Here is a 21,852-nt window from a genome sequence, read left to right as displayed (position 1 = left end):
TATATTGAAAGCCTTACGCTAAACAGCATACAAGCCGTTAATCGCGCAAAACATGCTGCTCACCACCAGGCGCTATTTTAATGATACGTGATGGCTTTGCTTCGATGTCCTCGCCCTGCCGCCAGCGCACCACATAATCTACCCGCTTCTTAATCTCTTCCGAAACATCTTTGAAAGAAGCAGGAGCCGGCTCACCGCTAATGTTAGCTGACGTAGAAACAAGCGGTCTACCCACTTGCCGGATCAGTCTGTGGCAAAACTCTTCCTTCGTTAAACGCACTGCTATACTACCATCTTCAGCAATAACCTGTTTTGGTAAATTTTGAGCACCGGATAGCACAAAAGTAGTGGGCCTCTGCTGCTCATCTATCAACTTCTCCAGTGCTGCAGGCACTTCTTTTACATAGCGCCTCAACATATCAAGGTCAGCCATCAGCAGGATCACAGATTTTGACTCCGCCCGTTCTTTAATTTCAAATATCTTCTTTACAGCCTGTTCATTCTCGGCATCACAGCCAATTCCCCAAACTGTATCAGTTGGATAAAGAATGACATTGCCTAGAATAATTTCTTCCTCTGCTGCCTGTATTTCTTTCAATAACTGGCTCATAAGCGTAATAGTTAAAATGTTTTTGCCGCTGGTTGCGATACAACTGGCTGACGTAAAACGGAAATTTACCTGATCTCCTGTGTAAGTTCTACCAGCACTCCGCCTGCGCTCTTTGGATGTACGAAGCAAACCAATTTATTATCAGCTCCTTTTTTGGGCTGTTCGTTCAGCAGGGTAAAGCCTTCCTGCTTTAACCGCTCCATTTCGGCGTAAATATCTTCGACCTCAAAAGCAATGTGATGAATGCCCTCTCCCCGTTTTTCTATAAATTTACTGATCGCACTATCTGGCGTTGTGCCCTCAAGCAGCTCAATCTTAGTATCTCCAACTCTAAAGAAAGAGGTATTAACATTTTCAGATGCAACAAACTCAGTTTTATATGGTTCTACCCCCAGCAGTTTAAAGTACAAGCCATTTGCGGCGCTAAAATCTTTTACAGCGATCCCTATATGTTCTACGTTTTTCATTTTCAATTTGTAATTAGTCTAAGTAAGGTTTTTTTGTTAATTTTGCCCCTGATTCAAAACTAATAATTTCTTTAAACTGTTTAGGTAACAGGATAAAAATTAGAAATTCGATTTATATGCTAACACTACCGATATACCTGGATAACAATGCTACTACGCCGCTAGACCCGCGTGTGCTGGATGCCATGATGCCATACATGACAAACATGTTTGGTAATGCCGCTTCCCGTAACCACCCGTTTGGCTGGCAGGCAGAAGAGGCCGTTGATTATGCACGCGAGCAAATCGCAGCCCTTATCAATTGTTCTCCAAAGGAAATCATCTTTACCTCAGGCGCTACAGAATCAGACAACCTTGCTATTAAAGGTGTTTATGAGATGTATGCTTCCAAAGGAAATCATATTATTACAGCTACCACTGAGCATAAAGCAGTACTGGATACGTGTAAGCATATCGAGAAAATTGGCGGTAAAGTTACTTATCTGCAGGTAGATGAAAAAGGCCTGATCGATCTGAAGCAGCTGGAAGAAGCTATCACAGATAAAACGATCCTGATCTCTATCATGTATGCTAATAACGAGATTGGTGTTATTCAGCCGATCCGTGAAATATCTGCCATTGCTAAGAAGCACGGCATCCTGTTCTTCACGGATGCGACACAGGCAGTAGGTAAAATACCAGTGGACGTTGAAGCTGACGGTATCGACCTGATGGCTTTTTCCGGCCACAAAATGTATGGTCCGAAAGGTGTTGGTGCGCTTTACGTGCGTCGTAAGAACCCACGTGTTAAAGTTACTGCCCAGATGGATGGTGGCGGACACGAGCGCGGCATGCGTTCAGGTACGCTTAACGTACCAGGTATTGTTGGCCTGGGTAAAGCTGCCGAGCTGGCAAAACAGGACATGGAGTCAGATACAAAGCGTATCGCAGCTATGCGTGACAGACTGGAGCGTGAGTTAACCACTATTGAGGAGTCTTATGTTAACGGTTCAACAGAGCATCGCCTGCCACACGTATCAAACATTTCCTTTAAGTATGTAGAAGGAGAAGGTCTGATGATGGGTGTGAAGGATTTGGCCGTATCTTCTGGTTCTGCCTGTACTTCTGCCTCCCTGGAACCTTCTTATGTTTTAAAAGCTTTGGGCTTAAGTGACGACCTGGCACACTCTTCTTTACGTTTCGGCTTGAGCCGTTTCACAACCGATGAAGAGATCGACTATGCCATCGGCCACGTAAAAGAAGCTGTACACAAACTTCGTGAACTGTCTCCGCTGTGGGAAATGTTTAAAGAAGGTATTGACCTTAACTCTATTGAGTGGGCAGAACACTAAAATCGAATTAAAGATTAGAAGTTGAAATTAGAAAAGGTGCTAATCCAGCCCTTCTGATTTTTCACTTCTGGTTTTAATTTCTAATTGATAATTTTAATTTTTAATTAAATAAAAGCTATGGCTTATTCAGATAAAGTAATCGATCATTATAGCAATCCTCGTAATGTAGGTACGCTAGATAAATCTAAAAATAACGTTGGTACCGGTCTTGTAGGTGCCCCTGAGTGTGGTGACGTAATGCGTCTGCAGATTGAGGTAGATGAGAACCAGGTAATCACTGACGCTAAGTTCAAGACTTTCGGATGTGGATCTGCTATCGCATCTTCTTCATTGGCTACTGAGTGGTTGAAAGGCAAGACTGTTGATGAGGCACTGGCCATTGATAACATGGCTATCGTGGAAGAACTGGCTTTACCTCCAGTAAAAATTCACTGCTCTGTACTTGCCGAAGATGCTATCAAAACAGCGATCAACGACTATAGAGTGAAAAACGGCCTTCCAGAACTGGAGATGCCAAAGTCTCACCACTAAGAAACCGGACTCAATGGAGTCAACAACTGATGTGCACGTAGAAAGTGCACGCATTCAAAAGCAGATCGAAAACCACTTAGGCATAAGCGGTAACAGTCTGCTTTTTGAATTCAGGCAGATTGATAATAAACTGCGCCTCGACCTGATCACGATTAATCCGCGCCACCAGCAGTCTTTCCTTTTTCATTCCGAAACCGGATACGACAGGCTGGATGTGTTGCGCAAAATGCTGGACTACGTTCAGAATTATCGTGACCAGGAGAGCTCGTTTACTGTGCAGTGGATGGCTCATGACGATAAGGAGTTGCAGACTTCTTACTTCAGAGCCCGCAACATGTATGAGGCGCTGGATAAATTATACTACGGACGAGACATGAATACCATCACTGTTTTCAGTGTCGTATTAAACCCTGTCTCCTAAATTAAAAGTTCTATGATCACAGTTTCAGATAAAGCAAAAGAAAAGGTTCTAAAGCTGAAGCAAGATGCGCAGCTTGATGACACATTTCGCCTGCGTGCTTCTGTTGCGGGTGGTGGCTGCTCCGGTTTATCGTACAACCTTGACTTTGATGATGAGGTGAAGCCGATGGACCAGGAGTTTGAAGATAAAGGAATAAAGGTTGTGGTAGATATGAAGAGCTTTTTATATCTGGCTGGCACTGAGCTTGATTTCTCAGATGGCCTGAATGGTAAAGGTTTCTACTTTAACAACCCAAATGCCACCCGTACCTGTGGCTGCGGCGACAGCTTCTCGGTATAAAGTAGCCATTCAGTGACCCGTCCTAAAATAAGTTGACAGGTTTTACGATGATTTTACAGAACCTGTGGGCCTTGGCTCACAGGTTTTTTCATGTACCTGCTGTGGTGTCAGCATCCTCAGGCTCAGGTGAGGCCTTCGGGTGTTGTAGCTTTCCACTGCCTGTTTTACGAGCACATCCAGTTCCTGTCTGGTATTACAGGGGTAAATCAGGAACTCCTCTTTGAGTATGCCGTTCATGCGTTCAGCCAATGCATTCTGGTAGCAGTCATACCCATCGGTCATGGAAGGCTGGATACTGTGCTTTTGCAGGATGCGCTGGTAGTGCTGCGAGCAGTACTGCAGCCCGCGGTCCGAGTGGTGGATGAGCGGCAAAGTCGTCTTGCGTTCCTTCACAGCCATCTTCAGGGCCTTGCCCACACTCTCGGCGCTCAGGTCGTCGCTCAGGGCATAGCCCATGATGCGGCGGCTGAAGGCATCGGTGACCAGCGAGAGGTAATGGGTGCGCTGCCGGCTTTTGACATACGTGATGTCAGAGACAAACACCTGCTCTGCCCGCTCTACGGCCAGTTCTTTCACCAGATTGGGGTATTTCCTGAGCCAGTGTTTGGAGTGGGTGGTTTTGGTGTAGCTGCGGCGGGGGGCGATAAGCAGGTGCTCTGTGCGCAGATAAGCAAACAGCCCGTCACGGCCCAGCTTGACGCCTTGCTCCTGCAACTGTGCCGAGAGCAGGTAGTGGAGCTTACGGGCACCCACCCGGGGCAGCTGCCGGCGCACCTCCTGCACCAGTTCCCTGACAGGGGCCAGTTGTGCTGCGCGCCTGGTTTGCCGCGCCCTCAGCTGGTAGAGCGATTGCCTGCTGCACCCGAACAAAGAAGAGAGACGCGACAGGCTCACGCTTTTCTCTTTCTGGAAGAACCACATTGTCCGGGTAAGGGCTTTTTTGAAAAACCAGTGCCAAGCTGCTGGTCAATGTCCTCTACCATCTTCTCGAGAACCTGCCTGCGGAGACGTTCATCAGAGAGTTCGCGCTCCAGGCGCTTGATCTTTTGGGCGGGTGTTTCGGCTTCTTTCATACGTGTGTGTATACCGGGATAACGCCAATCCAACCGGCCGTGTTTCCGAAGCCACACTAAAACCGTGGAGCGCCCCTGGATCCCGTAATGGCGCTGGGCCTGCTTGTAGGTTAGCTCGCCTTCTTCAACCTGCCTGACAACAGCCAGTTTAAAGCCTAGCGGATAATCACGACTGCTGCGTCTGCTGCAACCTGTTTCTTCTTTTCCTTGCATAAGTCTAAATAGTGTCAACTTATTCTAGGACGACTCATTGGCATAAAAAAAGGTCGCTTGTACAAGCGACCTTTTTTTGTTAGCTGAATATAAAATTATATCTTTCTCACCCTTCTAGTAAAAGATCTGCCGTTCACGTCCTGTAATATTAACAAATAAGTGCTGCTACCTAGCCTGCTTAAATTTATTACATGCTGATTGTTTTGAACCGGCAGTGGCACATCAAGCACTTTCTTTCCCATTACATCAATAACTGTAGCCCTGTTAAGGGCTATTACTGCCTCATACTCAATAGTAATTGAATCAGATGTGGTAGTGGGATAAACGCTCACCTCCTGCTCTCCGGGAGATCGTGCTACACTAACAAGCGATGAATACGTGTAGGTGCCATCTTCATCCACTTGCTTCAGCCGATAGTACGACATACCTAACAAAGGCCGTTCATCAATAAATCTGTAGTTACTTATCTGCTTCGTATTACCGTTTCCTTGGGCTATGCCTATTCCTTCAAAAGTACGCGTGTCAATGCTTCTTTCAATAACAAAATGATCGTTCGATTCTTCCATCGCAGTTTTCCATTCCAGGATTACGTCCCTATCAACTACTTTAGCCTTAAACCCCATAAGCTCTACTGGCAGTGGGCTGGGGCCGGCCAGTGCGTCCGTTCTCCAGCTTAGGCTCACGTCGTCAATTGCCAAACCATGGTCTGCCTCGGGCTCGTCTGCATCCTTCCAACGAAGCATAATGTAGTAACCTGGCGGCACGCTCACCTGCAATGTATGGGTTAAGTAGCGCCTGTTAGCTCCAAGGTTTCCGTTAAGTGGTGATCCGGCACTTTTATAAACCGGTGACAGGAAAGTTAGCTCATTTACCTGCGTCCAGCCTTTGTCGCCTGAGGGCCAGAGGTTAAATGTATTTTTATCGTTGCTGATGGCATACCAGAAAGTTATGCGATGGATATCCGTGGTACTGTTGGCGCTGCGCCACTGTTCCCCTATGTAACTTACATTAAGTGATTGCACCGTACTGCCGGTGTTATTTTGCAGCAACAAACCGTATGCGAATTCCCCGTAATTAAGAGAACCGATAGAGCCCAATGCTCTGTCAAAGGCATCTGTAGCGCCATAGCTATACAAACCACCAGTGTTGCTTGTACCTGTATTTACGGTCAGCGCATTAAGCTCGGTCTTTGTACCATCCTTTGCGGTAATATCAGGTTTAGTACGATGGAGTTTCCAACCCGCGAAATATTCTGCTCCACTTGCCCAGGTGCCATTAACTTTAACAGGCAAGCCGTCAAAGTTTTGTGTGTAAGAGGTAGTATACATACCCATACTTACCTGTGCTGAAGCAGAAAAACTTACATAAGCAGCTAGTAGCGTTAAGGCGATAGCTTTTCTGAAAGAGGTAAAAGTTTCACTCATTTTAAGCAAAATATATTAGATAGAAAGCTGCTCATCCACCGTGGTTTCTGATTAACTCCCAACCTGCACCACCTTGCTTAAGTTCAATTAGTTAAAGCTATTTTATAGAAAATATCCAATGCATAAAAAAAGGCCTGCCCCTTGATCAGGAGCAGGCCTTTTATATAATAAGCTGTACTTAATATGCTCTTCCGGCTTTATTTTCCACAAAGTTCATAAAAGCTCTGTTCACAACGCCTGTACCGCCTGGAGTAGGGTAATTGCCTGTAAAATACCAATCACCTTTATGATTAGGGCATGCCTGGTGCAAGTCTTCTATTGTTTCGTAGATTACCTCCACATCTGCTTTTACCTCAGGAGCTTTAACGATCTCAGAAACTTTTTGAGAAATCTCGACTGCTGTAAACTGGTCGTACAGCTGCTGAACAAAATTCTTCTCATAGAAAGCTGACGTATGTTGTGCCTCTACACACTGCTGATACACCTCCTGAATCATACTTTCTTTTCCGGTATCGTGCAACAGACCAAGCAAAGCTCTGAAAGCTACAAATTCCTTCATCCTGGACATATCTATACCATAACAGTCAGGGTAACGGATCTGAGGTGCACAGGACACAATAATGATCTTCTTTGGCTCCAGTTTGTCGAGCATCTTAATGATACTCTTCTCAAGAGTGGTACCACGAACAATGGAGTCATCCAACACAACCAGCGTATCCACTCCTTTCTTAATCACTTCGTAGGTAGTATCATACACGTGCGTAACCAGATCATCACGGCTGTTATTATCCGTTATGAACGTACGCAGTTTGGCATCTTTAATAACCAGCTTATGAGCACGGGGTTTATACTGTAAAATCTCATCCAGTTCCTGCTCTGTAAGCTTATTATTTAGAATGGCTTGCTTCCGGTAACCTCTCAGGTAGTCTTCTATACCTTTCATCATACCAAGCCAGGAGGTCTCAGCAGTATTTGGGATATAAGAAAAGACTGTATCCTTAAGGTTGAAATTGATGGCTTTAAGTATCTGCGGACAAAGCAGCCGCCCCATCATCATGCGCTCATTATAAATTTCAGGGTCGTTACCCCGTGAGAAATAGATGCGCTCAAAGCTGCAGGAAAGTTTCTCACCCTGCGGAAGTATCTCTTTCAGCTCTGGATTGCCCGCTTTATCAACGATCAGCGCGTGCCCGGGTGTGATCTCCTTTATCTGGCTGTAATCAATATCAAAAGCTGTTTTGATGGCTGGTTTTTCAGATGCAATCACAACTACCTCGTCATCCTCATAGTAATAAGCCGGACGAATACCATTGGGGTCACGAACCACAAAAGCAGCGCCGTAGCCTGTAAGACCTGCCATGGCATAACCACCGTCAAAATCCTTACAAGCACGTTTTAGAACCCGTTGCAGATCCAGGTTGCTTTCAATCAGTCCAGTAATCTCTTTATTGGTATAGTCGTCTTTATAAGAATCAAAAAGCTGCTGGTTCTCCTCATCCAGAAAATGGCCGATCTTCTCCAGCACAGTAGTAGTGTCAGTCTTATGCTTTGGGTGCTGGCCAAGTTCGATCAGTTTCTGAAACTGCTCATCTACGTTGGTCATGTTAAAGTTACCAGCTACTGCAAGGCTTCTGCTTCGCCAGTTATTTTCACGTACCATGGGGTGGCAATTGTCTACGCTGTTCAGCCCATGCGTACCGTAACGCAGGTGGCCCAGGTAAACATCACCCAGAAAAGGCATATTAGCCCATATCCAGGCAGTATCATCTGCATGCTGGGGATTTTCCTCCTTTAGCTTCTTAAACTCCTTCCCTATCTTACCAAAGATGCTATCAATTGCCCGGTTCTTCACGGAGCGAAACCGGTTGATATAATCAATGCCTGGGAGGGCGTCTATTTTAATGCTGGCAACTCCCGCTCCGTCCTGACCACGGTTATGCTGCTTTTGCATCAGCAAGTACAGTTTGTTTATGCCGTACATCGGGGTACCATACTTCTCTACATAATATTCGATCGGTTTTCTGAGCCTGATCAGGGCAATGCCACATTCGTGCTTAATAGAGTCGCTCATGGATGTTATTATAGTGTCTGGGCCAGCATTTGTTCAATCCAGGTCAGCAGCAGGTCCGGTTTAAAAAACAGAACGAGCAACGGCAAGGCAAACAAAGCCAGCAACATTTTATTCGACAGTGAAATAACTAAATTTTCTTCGCTATAATTCCGTTTAAAGAAAAGGTAGTAAGGAATCTTTATATAGTAGAACAAGGCAACACCTGTAAGCAATATTCCGGTGACCAAAAGCGCCAGCAACATTGAATTCCCTGTAATTCTGTAAGCTTCCCAAACATTCGTAAAAATAAATAGCTTTCCTATAAAACCTGCCAGTGGTGGCAAGCCTGTCAGCGACAGCAGGTATAGCAAAGCCATCACGCCTAAGTAAGGATACAATTTACCCAAACCGGAAAACTGTTCTAACTCATCTATCTTCAGCTCATCCTCCATTATTTGCAGGAACAGAAAAATACCGAAGTTCATAAACAGCAATACCGCCAGGTAAAAAAGCACACTGGAAGTATAGTCGGTACCAAAAGCCAGCAAGGCAGTCAGCAGGAAGCCCGCATGCGACACCGAAGAATATGCCAGCAGTTTGCGGGGAGCTTTTTGCCATAGCGCCGTAAAGTTTCCGATTGCTAAGGTTACAACTGCCGCGATGCCTAAGAAAAGCTGCACATCAGCAAAAGCAAGCGGATCTGTAAAAGCAGTTAAAAAGCGTAGTATCACCACGACAGCCGCCATCTTAGGGCCAGTGGAGAACAAGGCAACAACAGGCATCGGTGCACCCTGGTAAACATCCGGGGCCCAAAAATGAAAAGGTGCTGCTGATACTTTAAAAAAGAAGCCTGCAAAGACAAGTATGGCGGCAACTGTCACCAGCGTGGTATCTGCCTGCAGTAAGGCCAGCGCAAATGACTCTGTCGTATAGTTTAAGCTTCCGGTTACACCATAGAAGAAGGACATGCCATAGAGCATCACGCCCGCTGACAAAGCACCATACAGGATATACTTTATAGCTGACTCTACAGACCTGCGATTGTCTTTAAAGGTAAGCGTAAGGATGTAAGAAGCGATCGAGACTGTTTCAATTGAAAGGAATACCATCAGCAAATTAACTGACTTTGCCATCAGATTGAGCCCAAGCACCAGCATAAGTATCAGGCCATAATATTCGCCATGCCCATACTTTAGCTTCTCGAGTGGTTTGTTAAGCACAGATAGTAGTATGGCAAAAATGCCGGACATACTAAAAAGTATACCTGCAAACCGCGCCAGGCCATCTGAAAAAAGCAGCCCCAGAAAGGCAGAAGTATAGGTAGCAGAAGTGCCTAGCAGCTGCACAACCAAAGATGCAAACAATCCTGTTAAGGCAAGCCAGGGAAGAATGGCCTTGATTGACCTCAGCTTAAAAAGGTCGACAGTTATAAGCAGCAGGAAGAAAACAGCCAGTATAAATTCGGGCAGCAGTGAACCTGCCCCCGCTACAATGGCATCAATCTTTTCGGTTAAGTATAATGCCTGCTCGTTCACTTATGGGAGTAAAGATGATAAAACCATATTTAACTGCTCCTGCCCGTTCTGTAAAACTATTTCAGTAAAACCAGATATAGAAACGCTTACTTTATCCAGGAGCAGGTGCGGGAAAATTCCAAATAGCAAAGCAAGAACAGCTAAAGGCACCAACATCAGGTATTCCCGGAAAGTCAAATCTTTAATGACGGCAGTTGCCCTTAACTCCGGGAAAAGCCAGAACTTACCAAAGAACATACGCTGCAGCGCCCACAGGTAATAAGCCGCTGACAGGAGAAGCCCAAACACCGCCACAATAGTGAACCAGCGTGGCAGCATGCCAGTAATTTCAGGTGCACTAAAACCACCCGCCAGCACCAGTAACTCCGATATAAAACCAGAGAAGCCAGGCAGCCCTAAGGATGCAAAAAATGCTATGACAACAAAAGAAGTATAGGCAGGCATTTTACTTGCAAGACCTCTGAAATTCAGTATCATGCGGTCATGGGATCGATCATAGATCACGCCCACTACCAAAAAGAGCATAGCAGAAATAATCCCGTGGCTGAACATCATATACACTGCCCCGTTAACACCTTCCGTTGTCAGCGAAGCTAAGCCCAGTAAAACAAAACCCATGTGAGAGACCGATGAATAGGCGATAAGCTTTTTCAGGTCGTTCATGGCAAGGGCGCAAAGGGCGCCATAGATAATAGAGAGCACTCCCAACCCACCTACAAGTATAGAGAAATACGCTCCGGCATCCGGAAAAACCGGGTAAACGATTCGTATCAGGCCATAACCTCCTACTTTCAGGAGTATAGCGGCCAGTAAAACTGAAATTGGCGTTGGAGCTTCTACGTGAGCATCGGGCAACCAGGTGTGTACCGGAACTGCAGGCACTTTGATGGCAAAGCCGGCAAAAAGCAAAAGAAAGGCAATAAATCGAATCGGGAGATCCCATAGCACAACCCCGGAAAGGACATGCAGCAGGCTATCAGGTATAAAATTGGCAGGCTCCATCATTGCCGGAATACTGAAAGTACGTACCATGTCAGCTTCATCAATCACATTCTGCTGCAGTAGTTGCTGTACCTGCATAAGTGCGTTGGAAGACACAGGTTCGCCGGGTTTCAGTAAACCCATTTGCAGTGCGGTTGCCTGCGGGTCAATTACGGAAGTATAAAGCCCGATCATCACGATCAGGATAAACAAAGATCCTACTAAAGTATAAATAAAGAACTTTATAGCGGCGTATTCCCTCCTTGGCCCACCCCAAATTCCGATCAGGAAGTACATTGGCAGGAGCATAAACTCAAAGAAGAGGTAGAATAGGAAGAAGTCAAGGGCCAGAAAACACCCCATAACGCTTGAAAGTAGCAGGAGGTAAAGCAGAAAATACCCCTTAATGTTCTTATCAATGGTCCAGGACGAGATAACTCCGATCACCCCTATAATGCCTGTTAAGAGCACCATGCCAACGCTAATACCGTCCACACCCACGAAATAATCTATCTGCAGCCGCCCCAGGCTACCTAATGAAAACCCGATCCAATGCAGTTTCTCAACAAACTGATACCCTGCCAGCCCATTCGCAAATGCTGCTCCATCGTAGGCCACATACAACCAGACAGCCAACACCATTTGTACCAGCACACCTAGTAAAGTCACCACTTTGATGGGCTTGTGCAGGTGAGACGGCATGAGCAGCACAAAAAGCGCCGCTAGTAAAGGTGAAAAAATGAGACTGCTGAGTATAAAATCCATCAACTGGCTTTAGGGTTGATATATGTGTCTTGTTATAAATTAAATCTGATTTCGGTCACGAAATTAACATCAAAAAAGAACGATGTATAGTATTATTAAAATAAATCCGAAAAGAGAGTAGGCGTAGTACGACTGCACCTTCCCATTTTGCAGGTTTCGCCCAAGCCATCCTATTACTTTAGATAAAGCTCCAACTAACCACACGGTACCATCCACTACCAATCTGTCAAACCAGGCTACTATTTTTGAAAGTACAACCAGCCATTTTGCGCTGTAATCAAGTGTATAATCGATAATGCGCTTATCTACCCTGTACAGGCTCCGAGACAAGAGCAATGTTGGTTTTACAAAATAATTACTATAAAGGCTGTCCAGGTAAAAGTGATGGAACGTAAAGCGTGCAAAAGCCCCCTGCGGTGTTTCATGCACCAGGAATTCTTCTGTTTTTCTGTTGTAGTGGATAAGCGCCAGAATGACACCAGTGGCTGCTAGTAAAGCAGATAGTACTCCGAAAATAATATGAAGGAAATGGTTGGCTTCATTCTGAAGCACGATCTCCGGTACAAGCCCACCTGATAGCAACACGCCTGTTGGCAACAGTTGCTGCAGGCCAATTCCCTGCACTACCCAGCTATCGCTAAAGTTCAGCGGGTTAATCGAAAAGAATATACCTAGTGAAAGGATGGCCAGTAAAACGACTGGCAATAGCATCACCCGCTCTGCCTCACTACCGGCAGCAAGCCTTAATTTATTGACATCGAAGGGTAGTCTGAAGCTCCCGAAGAACATGAACCACATGTGGCGGGTCATATAATAGGCTGTCAGGAGCACGACCATAAAACCTGTTACCGGTACCAGGTAATAAAGATTATTCCCGTTCGCACTCATGGTTTGCGCCCAGGCCCAGGTAACAGAAAGTATAGCGTCTTTTGACAGGAAACCGGAAAAAAGCGGTATTCCAGCTAAGGCAGCGGCAGCTAACAAGTAGGTATAAAATGTAACCGGTAAAGCCTTTCGCAAACCTCCCATGTTACGAATGTCCTGCGGATCGATGTGCTTGTATGGGTGCAAATGGTGGAGCCCCCGGTGCATGGCATGTATAATGATCCCGGCATTTAAAAACAGGGCTGCTTTAAAAAACGCATGGGTCGATAAGTGTAATAAGGCTGCATCGTGTGCACCCGTACCCATCCCCATCACCATGTACCCCAACTGTGAGATAGTGGAAAATGCAAGTACAGCTTTAATATCATGCTGCGTAAGCGCCGCTAAGGCCCCAAGCAAAGCTGTAACTGCCCCAATAACCGCCATTACAGTAAGTGCATCGATGGTGAAAAACGCATAGCAACGTGCAAGCAGGTAAACTCCTGCCGCCACCATAGTTGCCGCATGTATCAGCGAAGAAACCGGCGTAGGACCCTGCATGGCGTCTGGCAACCAAACCTGCAGCGGAAACTGTGCCGACTTGCCTACACACCCCATAAACAGACCTAAACCTGCTAAAGTAAGCACCACCGGACTTAGCTCTATCAGCCAAGGCTGATCGGAAAGGGTATATTGCAATATAAAATTACCGTTTGCCCAGGTGCCCGAACCAACCAGCGTCCGAAGTGCCTCCAGATCAAATGTTCGGAAGTATGTATAGAAAGCAAACAGCCCCAGGAGAAGGCCCAGATCACCTATTCTGTTTACAAGAAAAGCTTTTTTATTGGCTGCTACTGCTGCCGGCCTGTCATACCAGAAACCAATCAGCAGGTAAGATGAGAACCCTACCAGTTCCCAGAACATAAACAGCAGCAGCAGATTATCTACGAGCACAATGCCCAGCATACTGAAGGTAAATAGCCCCAAATAAGCAAAATAACGGCTATAACCTTTGTCGCCGTGCATGTAGCCAACCGAGAAGATCTGTACAAGCAGGGAAATGAAAGTTACGATCACCAACAGCAGCACCGCCAGGTTATCCAGCAAAATGCCTGCAGTAAAATCAGCAACAGCGCCAGAGAGCGAGGCTAAACTAAACCACGTGGTTCGGGTGTGAAAGGTAGCCGTATTCCATGTCTGCTGAAAGAGCCATACAGCCAGGGCAAATGCGATGAAGGTTAAACCTATTCCCAACCAGTCACCGTGGCGGGGTAGTTTGTTACCGAAGAAGTATAAGCCCACAAAAGCCAGAAGTGGCAACAGCAACAACCACAGAGCTACTGTAGTTTGAAGTGTGCCAGCCAGAGGCTCTAAAAGTGCGGATAGCTCCAAGTTATACTTTTGGTTTCGGTTTAGTTATTTGCTGTTATTTCAAACTGCGCTAACAGGCGCCAAAGTTAAGTATAAAGAACCAAGTTTTATAGGATTTAAGCATTAATAGGAGAAGGTAGATATAACTCAAGCCTAAGTCCAGGGATAGGGAGAAAAGGTTGCGGACTACAAACATTCTGCAGTTTTCCGATTATAAAACTTTGCCCTACTCTTTGCTGATGATCTGACTCAGATTGGCCGTTCTAAAATGCTGGTAAACGCGCAGTATAATGGCAAGGATCACTGCTGCTTCGGCTGCGGCAACAACAATTACAAACAGGGAGAACAGCTGCCCCTGCAACAGAAGTGGATCATAGCGGCTAAACGCCACCAGGTTTAGGTTAGCAGCATTAAAGATAAGCTCAATACCCATCAGTACCAGCACAGCATGTCGTTTTGTAATAACAGCAAGTATGCCCAGGCTAAAAAGAACAGCGCTTAGCAGCAGGATATGCTCTATCGGAATTTGCTCCATACTTATACTTTCTGATTATCGGTAGCAATGTAGGCCGCACCGATCAGGGCAATCAACATCAGCAATGATGCTACTTCAAACGGCACTACAAAATCTGTCATTAACTTTATGCCTATACTCTGCACCGTACTTTTCTGTTGATTCAGGACAGTGGTATCAGCTGTCTGCAGCCAGGGCAAAGCACTTATATTAGACTTTAAAATAATATAGCTCAGCCCGATCAAAACCAGGGCAGATATTGTAGGGCCCCAAACGGTATTTACATTTTCAGAAACGACTGACTTATCATGCACGCGGCTGCTAAGCATGATGCCAAATAAGATCAGGACCAACACACCGCCAACGTAGACCATTAACTGCGTAATGGCGATAAAATCAGCATATAACAGCACGTATATACCCGCTACACTTAACAGCGTTACCAGTAACGAAAAACCGGCATACAACAGATTACGCGTCAGTACCATGTACGCCCCGGAAAGTATAGCCAATGCGGCGAAAATGTAGAAGAGCATCTATTCCTTTTTATCTATGAAAACTAACCTTGTTTCCTGGCTGCCAGTGCGGCTGCCTTGGCAGCCGCCATTTCTTCCTGCTGCTTCGCCAATAACTGTTTCTTCTCTTCGGCTTGCTCTGGTGTCAGGTCAGTAAAGTGGTAAATCATGTTTTGGATATTCACTTCAGCAAAATCGTACACAGGCGTCATGGTAAGGCAATCGGTTGGGCAAACTGTAGTGCAGAGGCCGCAATAACAGCACTTGGCCATATCAATGTCAAATACTGGCGCATAAAGGCGTTTTTTTGTACCGTCGGATGTCATACCTATCTCCTCGGTAGCTTTAACCGACTCAATAGTGATGCAGTTAACAGGGCATATTTTGGCGCACAGGTCACAAACGATACAATCATCGATCTCGTTGTGCAGGCGGTAACGTCCGTTATCAGGTACAGGGATTGACTCATAAGGATACTTTAGAGTAACCAGTCCCTCTGCTTGCTTAAAGTAATTATCATCCGAGATATATTCCGGGGTACGGCGGTTACCGGCCTTTTTAAAATGCTGCCATGTCAAACGAAGCCCACTCAGCAGCGATTGCACTACATCCCAAAATCCGTTTTTATGTTTAGCTATTTTTTTTTCCATTGTAAGAGCACACAGGCCATAAGATTGAAGACAAAGGGCTTTTGCATCAGCACGATTCCTTTTCTCCTAAGTAATAGTCTTACGTATTGTATCTTAATACTTGTGTCTAGTTCAGTTATATCATTAACAAACGCCAGATACCTGCCAGCAACACAATGCCCAGGACTATTGGTGTCAGTACTTTCCAGCACAGGTGCATCAACTGGTCTACGCGTAAGCGCGGATAGGTCCAACGCAACCAAAGCTGTACAAACAAAAGCACAAATGTTTTAGAGAGCAACCAGAATCCTCCCCAAATTATTCCTGACACTTCTCCTACGGTTCCCGACGTCCAGTAGGCAAGGCTTACAGGCCCGATATTCGGAAAAGGCGTATTCCAGCTACCCAGGAACAGCACTACTGCCACCAGGCTCACCAATATCATCATACTATACTCTGCCAGGAAAAGCACTGCAAATCTAAACCCGGAGTATTCCACGTGAAAACCTGCCACCAGCTCAGATTCAGCTTCCGGAATATCAAAAGGGGCCCTGTTGCTTTCTGCCAGGGAAGCGATAAAGTATATTATAAATGCACCTAACAACATGGGAGCCCGAAAGATATTCCAGGTAGTGATTCCACCTATAGTTGTTGTATTAATACCCAGGTTACGAATTCCGAATAACCAGTTCATTTCATACTCCATACCCGGAAACTGGTTCATGAGCGCACCTTGCTGGTAACTGATCTCCTGAAAGTCCAGTGACTGGCATATCATAACAGCTGAAAGTATAGCCAAACCAGCCGGAATCTCATAGGATACAATCTGAGCCACTGAGCGCATAGCCCCCAGCATGGCATATTTGTTATTAGACCCCCACCCTGCCATCAGCAAGCCAACAACATCTAACGACACGATGGCTAACAAATAAAACACGCCGATGCCGATCCCTGCAGGCACTATAGAAGGTGTAAAAGGGATCACAGCAAAGCCTGCGAATACCGCGGCAAAGATCAGGATGGGTGCCAGCTTAAAAAGGGCCTTATCAGCAGCAGCAGGCACAATATCCTCTTTCTGCAGCAGTTTCAGCACATCAAGGGCAGGCTGCAGGCTACCGTATGGCCCGGCTTCTGTAGGCCCCAGGCGGTCCTGCATAAAGGCAGCCACCTTACGCTCTGCATACGCCAGCACAATTACGACCAGCAGCAACAGCACAAGAGTGAGCACAAAAGCAAGCATAGGCGTTGAGGTTTGATAACAGGCAAAGGTAGTTTTTAATGTGTTAAAATGGTACTCAAGAGCTTGTTTAAATAAATTAGCGGGGAGTTATACAGTATATATCTAATTTTTACTATAATTACTCAGACAAACCTCATGTCATCAAACAAATGTATCAGAGACTTATCCTTGCGGCAACCTTACTTTTGTTGGGTAACGCATCCCAATTAAGAGCGCAGAGCGCGATTTCGAGGTTAGTTATAAACGAAAACGAAGTATACCTGGTTGGTCCTGATAATGTGTTACTCGCAGATACGCTGATCATGCACCATAAGGCAACCATTCAATTCAATCAGGGAAAACCTGCCTTAATGGGCGTAAATGCAGCGTTTATTGGCAAAAACTGTAAAATTATAGCCAAAGGTTTAGATGGCTCTTTCAGAAGAACCGGTGTACACGCCTCTAATGGTCAAGATGGGAGCCCTGCAGAAGTTAATATCCATTTTGTAACGTTAGGCAGCCTCGTTATTGACACCGGAGGCGGCAACGGCGACACTGGTGAAGATGGGGTTTCTGAACTTGCATCTACCATAAAGTCCGACGGAGATGGTACTTATAAAAGTGCAGCACCGGTTCGCGCAACAAAAGCAGGAGGACTTGGCGGGCGTGGTGGCAATGGCGGCACCATTACTTTAACTTACAGCACGCAAGATTTTATACCCAGATTTAACCAGTATCGTAAGCAAAACTCCATTATACTACTATACAAAGGAGGAACAGGTGGCAAACCTGGCAGGTATGGCAAAGTAAACGGGAAAGATGGCGCAGATGGTGAAGTGAAGCTGGTTAATATGAATTTACCAGCCAATGTACGTGCCCAATAACGTTATTTACGAACTACTACTCCCAAAGCGGGTAATGCTCCAGGTGCACCCGGCGCTTAAAGAAGATGCGTGTGCTTTCTTCGAAAGAGCGGGTAAAGTCAGAAACATAAAAGTGATGTTCTCCTGTCAGTTTATCCGATGCCAGGTTATTCTGCTCCAGGTACGTTTTTACATGCTGGGCCACGATCTGGCTGGCATCCAGCACATCTACTTCACCTTTGTAGTAGCCTTCTATTTGTTTTTTGATAAGCGGGTAATGCGTACAACCAAGTATAAGCGCTTCTATACCAGACAGGTCCTGATCAGAGAGGTAAGCATGAATGACACTTTCAGATATAGAGTCATTAAAGAACCCCTCCTCTATCATAGCGGCCAATAGCGGTGTGGCATGCGACTTCAACTCTATACTTTTATCCAGTTCATCAACTTTCTTTCGGTATACGTTGGAGTTAACCGTTTGCTTGGTACCAATAAGACCGATGGTCTTGCCCGGATAAGTATGGCCTATATGTGCAACGATAGGGTCAATCACATTCAATACCTTCGCTTTACTGCCAACGTACTCTTTTACCAGGTCGTAAGCTGCCGCTGATGCCGAATTACAGGCAATCAGTATCAGTTTACATTGTTGCTTTATCAGCAGGTCGCAGATCTTTACGGCATAAGCCTGTATGGCTGCCGTTGACTTGTCCCCATACGGTAAATGTGCAGTATCCCCAAAGTATACGATTCGCTCATGGGGCAACACATTTGTAATTGCCTTAGCCACAGTTAGCCCTCCAATACCACTATCGAATATGCCAATGGGCCTGTTTATTTTATCTAGCGTCATGAAGAGCGAATTTATACAAAAAGAGGCCAAAATTTATGTTAACCCTCAAAATATGTCTGTTTACACAAATTTAATTCCCTTAATGAATGAAACAGCAAGCTTTTTAGTTACAAATTTGAACCATTTATTACCATAAAATAACTTTTAAATTATTTTTATTAAATAATTTGTTGTTTAAAGTCTATATTATAACTTAGCATTACTGATTCACACCTGGCTCTTAACTGCAGTCCAGCCTACTCTAGGTTTCCTTTGCTCCAGAATTTTTTTTTCCTGATAAAGAACCCTTAACCAAGACCCCTGATGCAATCTGCCCTTAGTATTCCGAACCCTACCATTCAAAGGTCTTCTTTATATGGCAGCCTTGCTACACGCTTTGTCTCTTTTTTGGTAGATACTTCTCTGATAGTGTTTTGGTATACCATCATCTTATATTCTACAGCTAAGGAACCGCAGCAGTTGTATACCTGGAAGGAATTGTTCCATGATCATTCGATCAGCATGCTTGAAATATGGGTGATCATTAAGATGTTATTCTTCAATATCTACCTCCCTGTTCTGCATTGGTTATACAATACATTGCTGGAGTCGTCGCCGAAGCAGGCAACTATTGGTAAATTTACTTTAGGGTTACGGGTGACAGACCTGCGGGGCAGACGCATAAGCTTTTTACAGGCAAATATCCGCTACTTCTCTAAAATCCTCTCTGCTATTCCGCTTTGCCTTGGCTTTCTGCTGATCCTGTCTACCAGGCGCCGGCAGATGCTGCACGATTATATTGCCCGCACAGTAGTGGTAACGGACTAGTAGATATTTAACTAAAAAATTGCACTGTTTTGTTACAAACAAAACAGCCTCCCGTATACTTATATATAACATACATTTAGAAAGGAGGATAACCATGAGATTTATTCCGACCCGTTTTCACGGCATATTGGACTATATAGTTGGTTTAGTACTCATTATATCTCCCTGGCTATTCAATTTTTCAGATGTCAGCTATGCCACCTGGACTATAGTAGCTGCAGGTATACTAGTATTGTTTCAGACTATATTCACCGACTTTGAAGTTGGTATCATCCATAAAATACCAATGAAATCGCATTTAATGGTTGATTTTGGTATAGGCGTCATCCTGGCACTTGCGCCATGGATGTTCAATTTTGCAGACAGGGTTTATACGCCTCATTTAATTGGGGGCTTATTTATCATTCTTGCATCATTAACTACGCATCGGGTGCCAAGCCGGGATTACGTGGCAAAAAACCCACAACATGAAAGGGCACAATAAGCTTAGATAATCAATGTAAAGTAAAACAGGCTGACCATTTAGGTCAGCCTGTTTTACTTTACGCTGCGCCTCTGAAGATTAAATGCTAAATTTGCACCATGAATTATCTATCAGCAGAAAATATATATAAAAGCTTTGGCGAGCGCTGGCTCTTCAAAAATCTGAATTTCGGTATCAGCCAGGGGCAGCGAATTGTGCTGGTAGGCGTAAACGGCTCCGGAAAAACAACGTTGCTCAACGTTCTCTCTGGTAAGCTTCTTCCTGATGAAGGTAGCGTGAGCGTTAGAAAAGAGATCAGTATTGGCTACCTGGGGCAGAACCCGGAACTGAACGAAGAGCAGACGGTGCATCAGAATATCTTCTCGATGCAGAACGAGACCCTTGACCTGATCAGCCAATATGAAGTAGCCATCGAAAACCCTGATACAAGTGCAGACAAGATGCAGCAGTTGATGGAGAAAATGGATGAGCTGCAAGCCTGGGATTTTGAAGTGAAGGTGAAGCAAATATTGTCCAAGCTAGGCATCCATAATCTCGAGACAAAGATACAGCATCTTTCTGGAGGCCAGCGCAAACGCGTGGCAATGGCGAAGGTCCTGATCGAGGAGCCCGACATGCTGATACTGGATGAGCCTACCAACCACCTCGACCTGGATACCATAGAATGGCTGGAAGGATTGCTCAGCACCCAAAATACAACGCTGCTAATGGTTACCCACGACCGTTATTTTCTTGATAAAGTAGCCAACGAAATAGCAGAACTTGACAATGGCGAAATCTATAGTTACAAAGGCAACTACAGTTATTTCCTGGAGAAAAAAGCTGAGCGTGAGCTAAGTGCAGTGGCAGAAACCGAGAAGGCTCGCAACCTGATGCGCAAAGAACTGGAGTGGATCAGGAGAATGCCGAAAGCGCGTGGAACAAAAGCCAAGTACAGAGTAGATGCCTTTGAGGAATTGAAGGAAAAAGCCGCTAAGAAAACTAGCGGGCCACAACTGGAACTATCCGTAAAAACTACGCGCCAGGGAGGCAAGATCATAGAAGTTGACCATATCTCCAAGTCATTCGGGGAGAAGAAGATAGTGGAGGATTTCTCTTATGTTTTCAAAAAGAAGGACCGGATTGGTATCGTAGGACCAAACGGAGCCGGAAAATCTACTTTCCTGAACATGCTAACCGGAAAGCTTACCCCGGATGCAGGTGTGGTGGATGCAGGACAAACTACGGTTTTCGGCTACTACACCCAGGATGAGCTAACGTATAAAGAGGATCAGCGCGTAATTGACATTGTAAAGGAGATTGCAGAAGTAGTGGAAATGGCCAATGGTGAAGTGATCACTGCCAGCCAGTTTCTGCAGCATTTCCAGTTTGCCCCTCCGCAGCAGTATACTTTTGTAAGTAAGCTGAGCGGTGGTGAAAAACGCCGTTTACAGCTACTCCGCGTGCTCATCAAAAACCCTAATTTCCTGATCCTCGATGAGCCAACCAACGACCTGGATATCATCACCCTGAATATACTAGAGGACTTCCTCCTGAATTTTGGAGGTTGCCTGCTGATCGTGTCGCATGACCGTTACTTTATGGACAGGTTGGTAGAGCATTTATTTGTATTTGAGGGAGATGGCCATATCCGTAATTTCCCAGGCAATTACACTGATTACCGGGAGTGGCAGAAAGAGCAGGAGAAGCAGGGAAAACAGGAGCAGGAAACAAAACAAGCCGTAGCACCGGCCCCCATTCCTGAGAAAAAAGAAGAGCAGCCAGAAAATAAACGCAGAGCTACTTTTAACGAGAAAAAGGAGTACGAGCGCCTGGAGAAGGATATTGAAAAACTGGAGACACGCAAGACTGAGATCATCGAAGTAATGAACAGCGGAGCCACTACAGATCACGCAGAACTAAATGCGCTTGCCACAGAACTGGAAGGTATAAACGAACAGCTGGAAGAGAAGGAATTCCGCTGGCTGGAACTGGCAGAACTGATGTAAGCATC

The 21,852-nt window shown here is 45.4% G+C and carries 21 protein-coding genes; 8 read left to right on the top strand and 13 right to left on the bottom strand.

Annotated features, from left to right (window positions below; all coding sequences use genetic code 11):
• Positions 1–37: 37 nt before the first annotated feature.
• Both ACSX1A_RS01880 and mce read right to left on the bottom strand, forming a co-directional pair.
• Positions 38–610 carry an L-threonylcarbamoyladenylate synthase gene (locus ACSX1A_RS01880; RefSeq protein ID WP_439881913.1) on the bottom strand — a complete coding sequence of 191 codons (573 nt, stop codon included), beginning with the start codon at positions 608–610 and terminating at the stop codon, positions 38–40.
• Between the two features lie 65 nt (positions 611–675).
• A complete protein-coding gene (mce, locus tag ACSX1A_RS01875) occupies positions 676–1,077 on the bottom strand; it encodes a methylmalonyl-CoA epimerase (protein WP_439881912.1) in 402 nt (133 codons plus the stop codon).
• Between the two features lie 116 nt (positions 1,078–1,193).
• On the opposite strand from mce, the gene ACSX1A_RS01870 reads away from it, so the two are divergent.
• The 4 genes from ACSX1A_RS01870 (at position 1,194) to ACSX1A_RS01855 (ending at position 3,699) form a co-directional block, all read left to right on the top strand.
• The gene (locus tag ACSX1A_RS01870) at positions 1,194–2,408 is read left to right on the top strand and encodes an IscS subfamily cysteine desulfurase (protein WP_439881911.1); all 1,215 of its coding nucleotides are present in this window, start codon (positions 1,194–1,196) and stop codon (positions 2,406–2,408) included.
• A 117-nt stretch (positions 2,409–2,525) separates the two neighbouring features.
• Positions 2,526–2,939, top strand: coding sequence for a Fe-S cluster assembly scaffold IscU (iscU, locus tag ACSX1A_RS01865; RefSeq protein WP_439881910.1), 414 nt, complete (start codon positions 2,526–2,528; stop codon positions 2,937–2,939).
• Between the two features lie 13 nt (positions 2,940–2,952).
• Positions 2,953–3,360, top strand: coding sequence for a hypothetical protein (locus tag ACSX1A_RS01860; RefSeq protein ID WP_439881909.1), 408 nt, complete (start codon positions 2,953–2,955; stop codon positions 3,358–3,360).
• Positions 3,361–3,372: 12 nt separating this feature from the next.
• Complete coding sequence (locus tag ACSX1A_RS01855) at positions 3,373–3,699, top strand: HesB/IscA family protein (protein WP_439881908.1); 327 nt, start codon at positions 3,373–3,375, stop codon at positions 3,697–3,699.
• Positions 3,700–3,741: 42 nt separating this feature from the next.
• Here the strand turns inward: ACSX1A_RS01855 and ACSX1A_RS01850 are convergent.
• The 10 genes from ACSX1A_RS01850 to ACSX1A_RS01805 form a co-directional block, all read right to left on the bottom strand.
• Positions 3,742–4,985 (bottom strand): IS3 family transposase gene (locus tag ACSX1A_RS01850; RefSeq protein ID WP_439881907.1). Its coding sequence is split into 2 segments (ribosomal slippage): positions 3,742–4,643 and positions 4,643–4,985, totalling 1,245 coding nucleotides; the frame shifts between segments, so codons are not numbered across the junction.
• 95 nt (positions 4,986–5,080) lie between these two features.
• Complete coding sequence (locus ACSX1A_RS01845; RefSeq protein WP_439881906.1) at positions 5,081–6,409, bottom strand: T9SS type A sorting domain-containing protein; 1,329 nt, start codon at positions 6,407–6,409, stop codon at positions 5,081–5,083.
• Between the two features lie 178 nt (positions 6,410–6,587).
• Positions 6,588–8,480: an amidophosphoribosyltransferase gene (locus ACSX1A_RS01840; protein ID WP_439881905.1), complete on the bottom strand. Its 1,893-nt coding sequence runs from the start codon at positions 8,478–8,480 to the stop codon at positions 6,588–6,590.
• An 8-nt stretch (positions 8,481–8,488) separates the two neighbouring features.
• Positions 8,489–9,994 carry an NADH-quinone oxidoreductase subunit N gene (locus ACSX1A_RS01835; protein WP_439881904.1) on the bottom strand — a complete coding sequence of 502 codons (1,506 nt, stop codon included), beginning with the start codon at positions 9,992–9,994 and terminating at the stop codon, positions 8,489–8,491.
• Positions 9,995–11,740 carry a complex I subunit 4 family protein gene (locus ACSX1A_RS01830; RefSeq protein ID WP_439881903.1) on the bottom strand — a complete coding sequence of 582 codons (1,746 nt, stop codon included), beginning with the start codon at positions 11,738–11,740 and terminating at the stop codon, positions 9,995–9,997.
• Positions 11,741–11,809: 69 nt separating this feature from the next.
• Positions 11,810–13,996 (bottom strand): NADH-quinone oxidoreductase subunit L, encoded by a 2,187-nt coding sequence (gene nuoL, locus ACSX1A_RS01825; RefSeq protein ID WP_439881902.1) that lies wholly within the window; start codon positions 13,994–13,996, stop codon positions 11,810–11,812.
• A 205-nt stretch (positions 13,997–14,201) separates the two neighbouring features.
• On the bottom strand, positions 14,202–14,510 hold the full coding sequence (nuoK, locus tag ACSX1A_RS01820; RefSeq protein ID WP_439881901.1) for an NADH-quinone oxidoreductase subunit NuoK: 309 nt from the start codon (positions 14,508–14,510) through the stop codon (positions 14,202–14,204).
• A gap of 2 nt (positions 14,511–14,512) precedes the next feature.
• Positions 14,513–15,025: an NADH-quinone oxidoreductase subunit J family protein gene (locus ACSX1A_RS01815; RefSeq protein WP_439881900.1), complete on the bottom strand. Its 513-nt coding sequence runs from the start codon at positions 15,023–15,025 to the stop codon at positions 14,513–14,515.
• A 23-nt stretch (positions 15,026–15,048) separates the two neighbouring features.
• Entirely contained in the window at positions 15,049–15,654 is a 606-nt protein-coding gene (locus ACSX1A_RS01810; RefSeq protein ID WP_439881899.1) for a NuoI/complex I 23 kDa subunit family protein, read from the bottom strand.
• A gap of 115 nt (positions 15,655–15,769) precedes the next feature.
• Positions 15,770–16,873: a complex I subunit 1/NuoH family protein gene (locus ACSX1A_RS01805; protein WP_439881898.1), complete on the bottom strand. Its 1,104-nt coding sequence runs from the start codon at positions 16,871–16,873 to the stop codon at positions 15,770–15,772.
• A gap of 149 nt (positions 16,874–17,022) precedes the next feature.
• Between ACSX1A_RS01805 and ACSX1A_RS01800 the strand changes: the two genes are divergently transcribed.
• Entirely contained in the window at positions 17,023–17,736 is a 714-nt protein-coding gene (locus ACSX1A_RS01800; RefSeq protein WP_439881897.1) for a hypothetical protein, read from the top strand.
• Positions 17,737–17,752: 16 nt separating this feature from the next.
• Here ACSX1A_RS01800 and murI read toward each other — a convergent pair whose 3' ends face one another.
• A complete protein-coding gene (gene murI, locus ACSX1A_RS01795; RefSeq protein WP_439881896.1) occupies positions 17,753–18,568 on the bottom strand; it encodes a glutamate racemase in 816 nt (271 codons plus the stop codon).
• 303 nt (positions 18,569–18,871) lie between these two features.
• Between murI and ACSX1A_RS01790 the strand changes: the two genes are divergently transcribed.
• The 3 genes from ACSX1A_RS01790 (at position 18,872) to ACSX1A_RS01780 (ending at position 21,847) form a co-directional block, all read left to right on the top strand.
• Complete coding sequence (locus ACSX1A_RS01790; protein ID WP_439881895.1) at positions 18,872–19,375, top strand: RDD family protein; 504 nt, start codon at positions 18,872–18,874, stop codon at positions 19,373–19,375.
• Between the two features lie 94 nt (positions 19,376–19,469).
• Positions 19,470–19,859 carry an SPW repeat protein gene (locus tag ACSX1A_RS01785; protein WP_439881894.1) on the top strand — a complete coding sequence of 130 codons (390 nt, stop codon included), beginning with the start codon at positions 19,470–19,472 and terminating at the stop codon, positions 19,857–19,859.
• A 98-nt stretch (positions 19,860–19,957) separates the two neighbouring features.
• Positions 19,958–21,847: an ABC-F family ATP-binding cassette domain-containing protein gene (locus ACSX1A_RS01780; protein ID WP_439881893.1), complete on the top strand. Its 1,890-nt coding sequence runs from the start codon at positions 19,958–19,960 to the stop codon at positions 21,845–21,847.
• Positions 21,848–21,852 lie beyond the last annotated feature (5 nt).

It is taken from the genome of Pontibacter sp. MBLB2868, from assembly GCF_051904785.1.
GTDB lineage: Bacteria > Bacteroidota > Bacteroidia > Cytophagales > Hymenobacteraceae > Pontibacter.
This window is presented reverse-complemented; position numbering and strand designations above follow the sequence as displayed.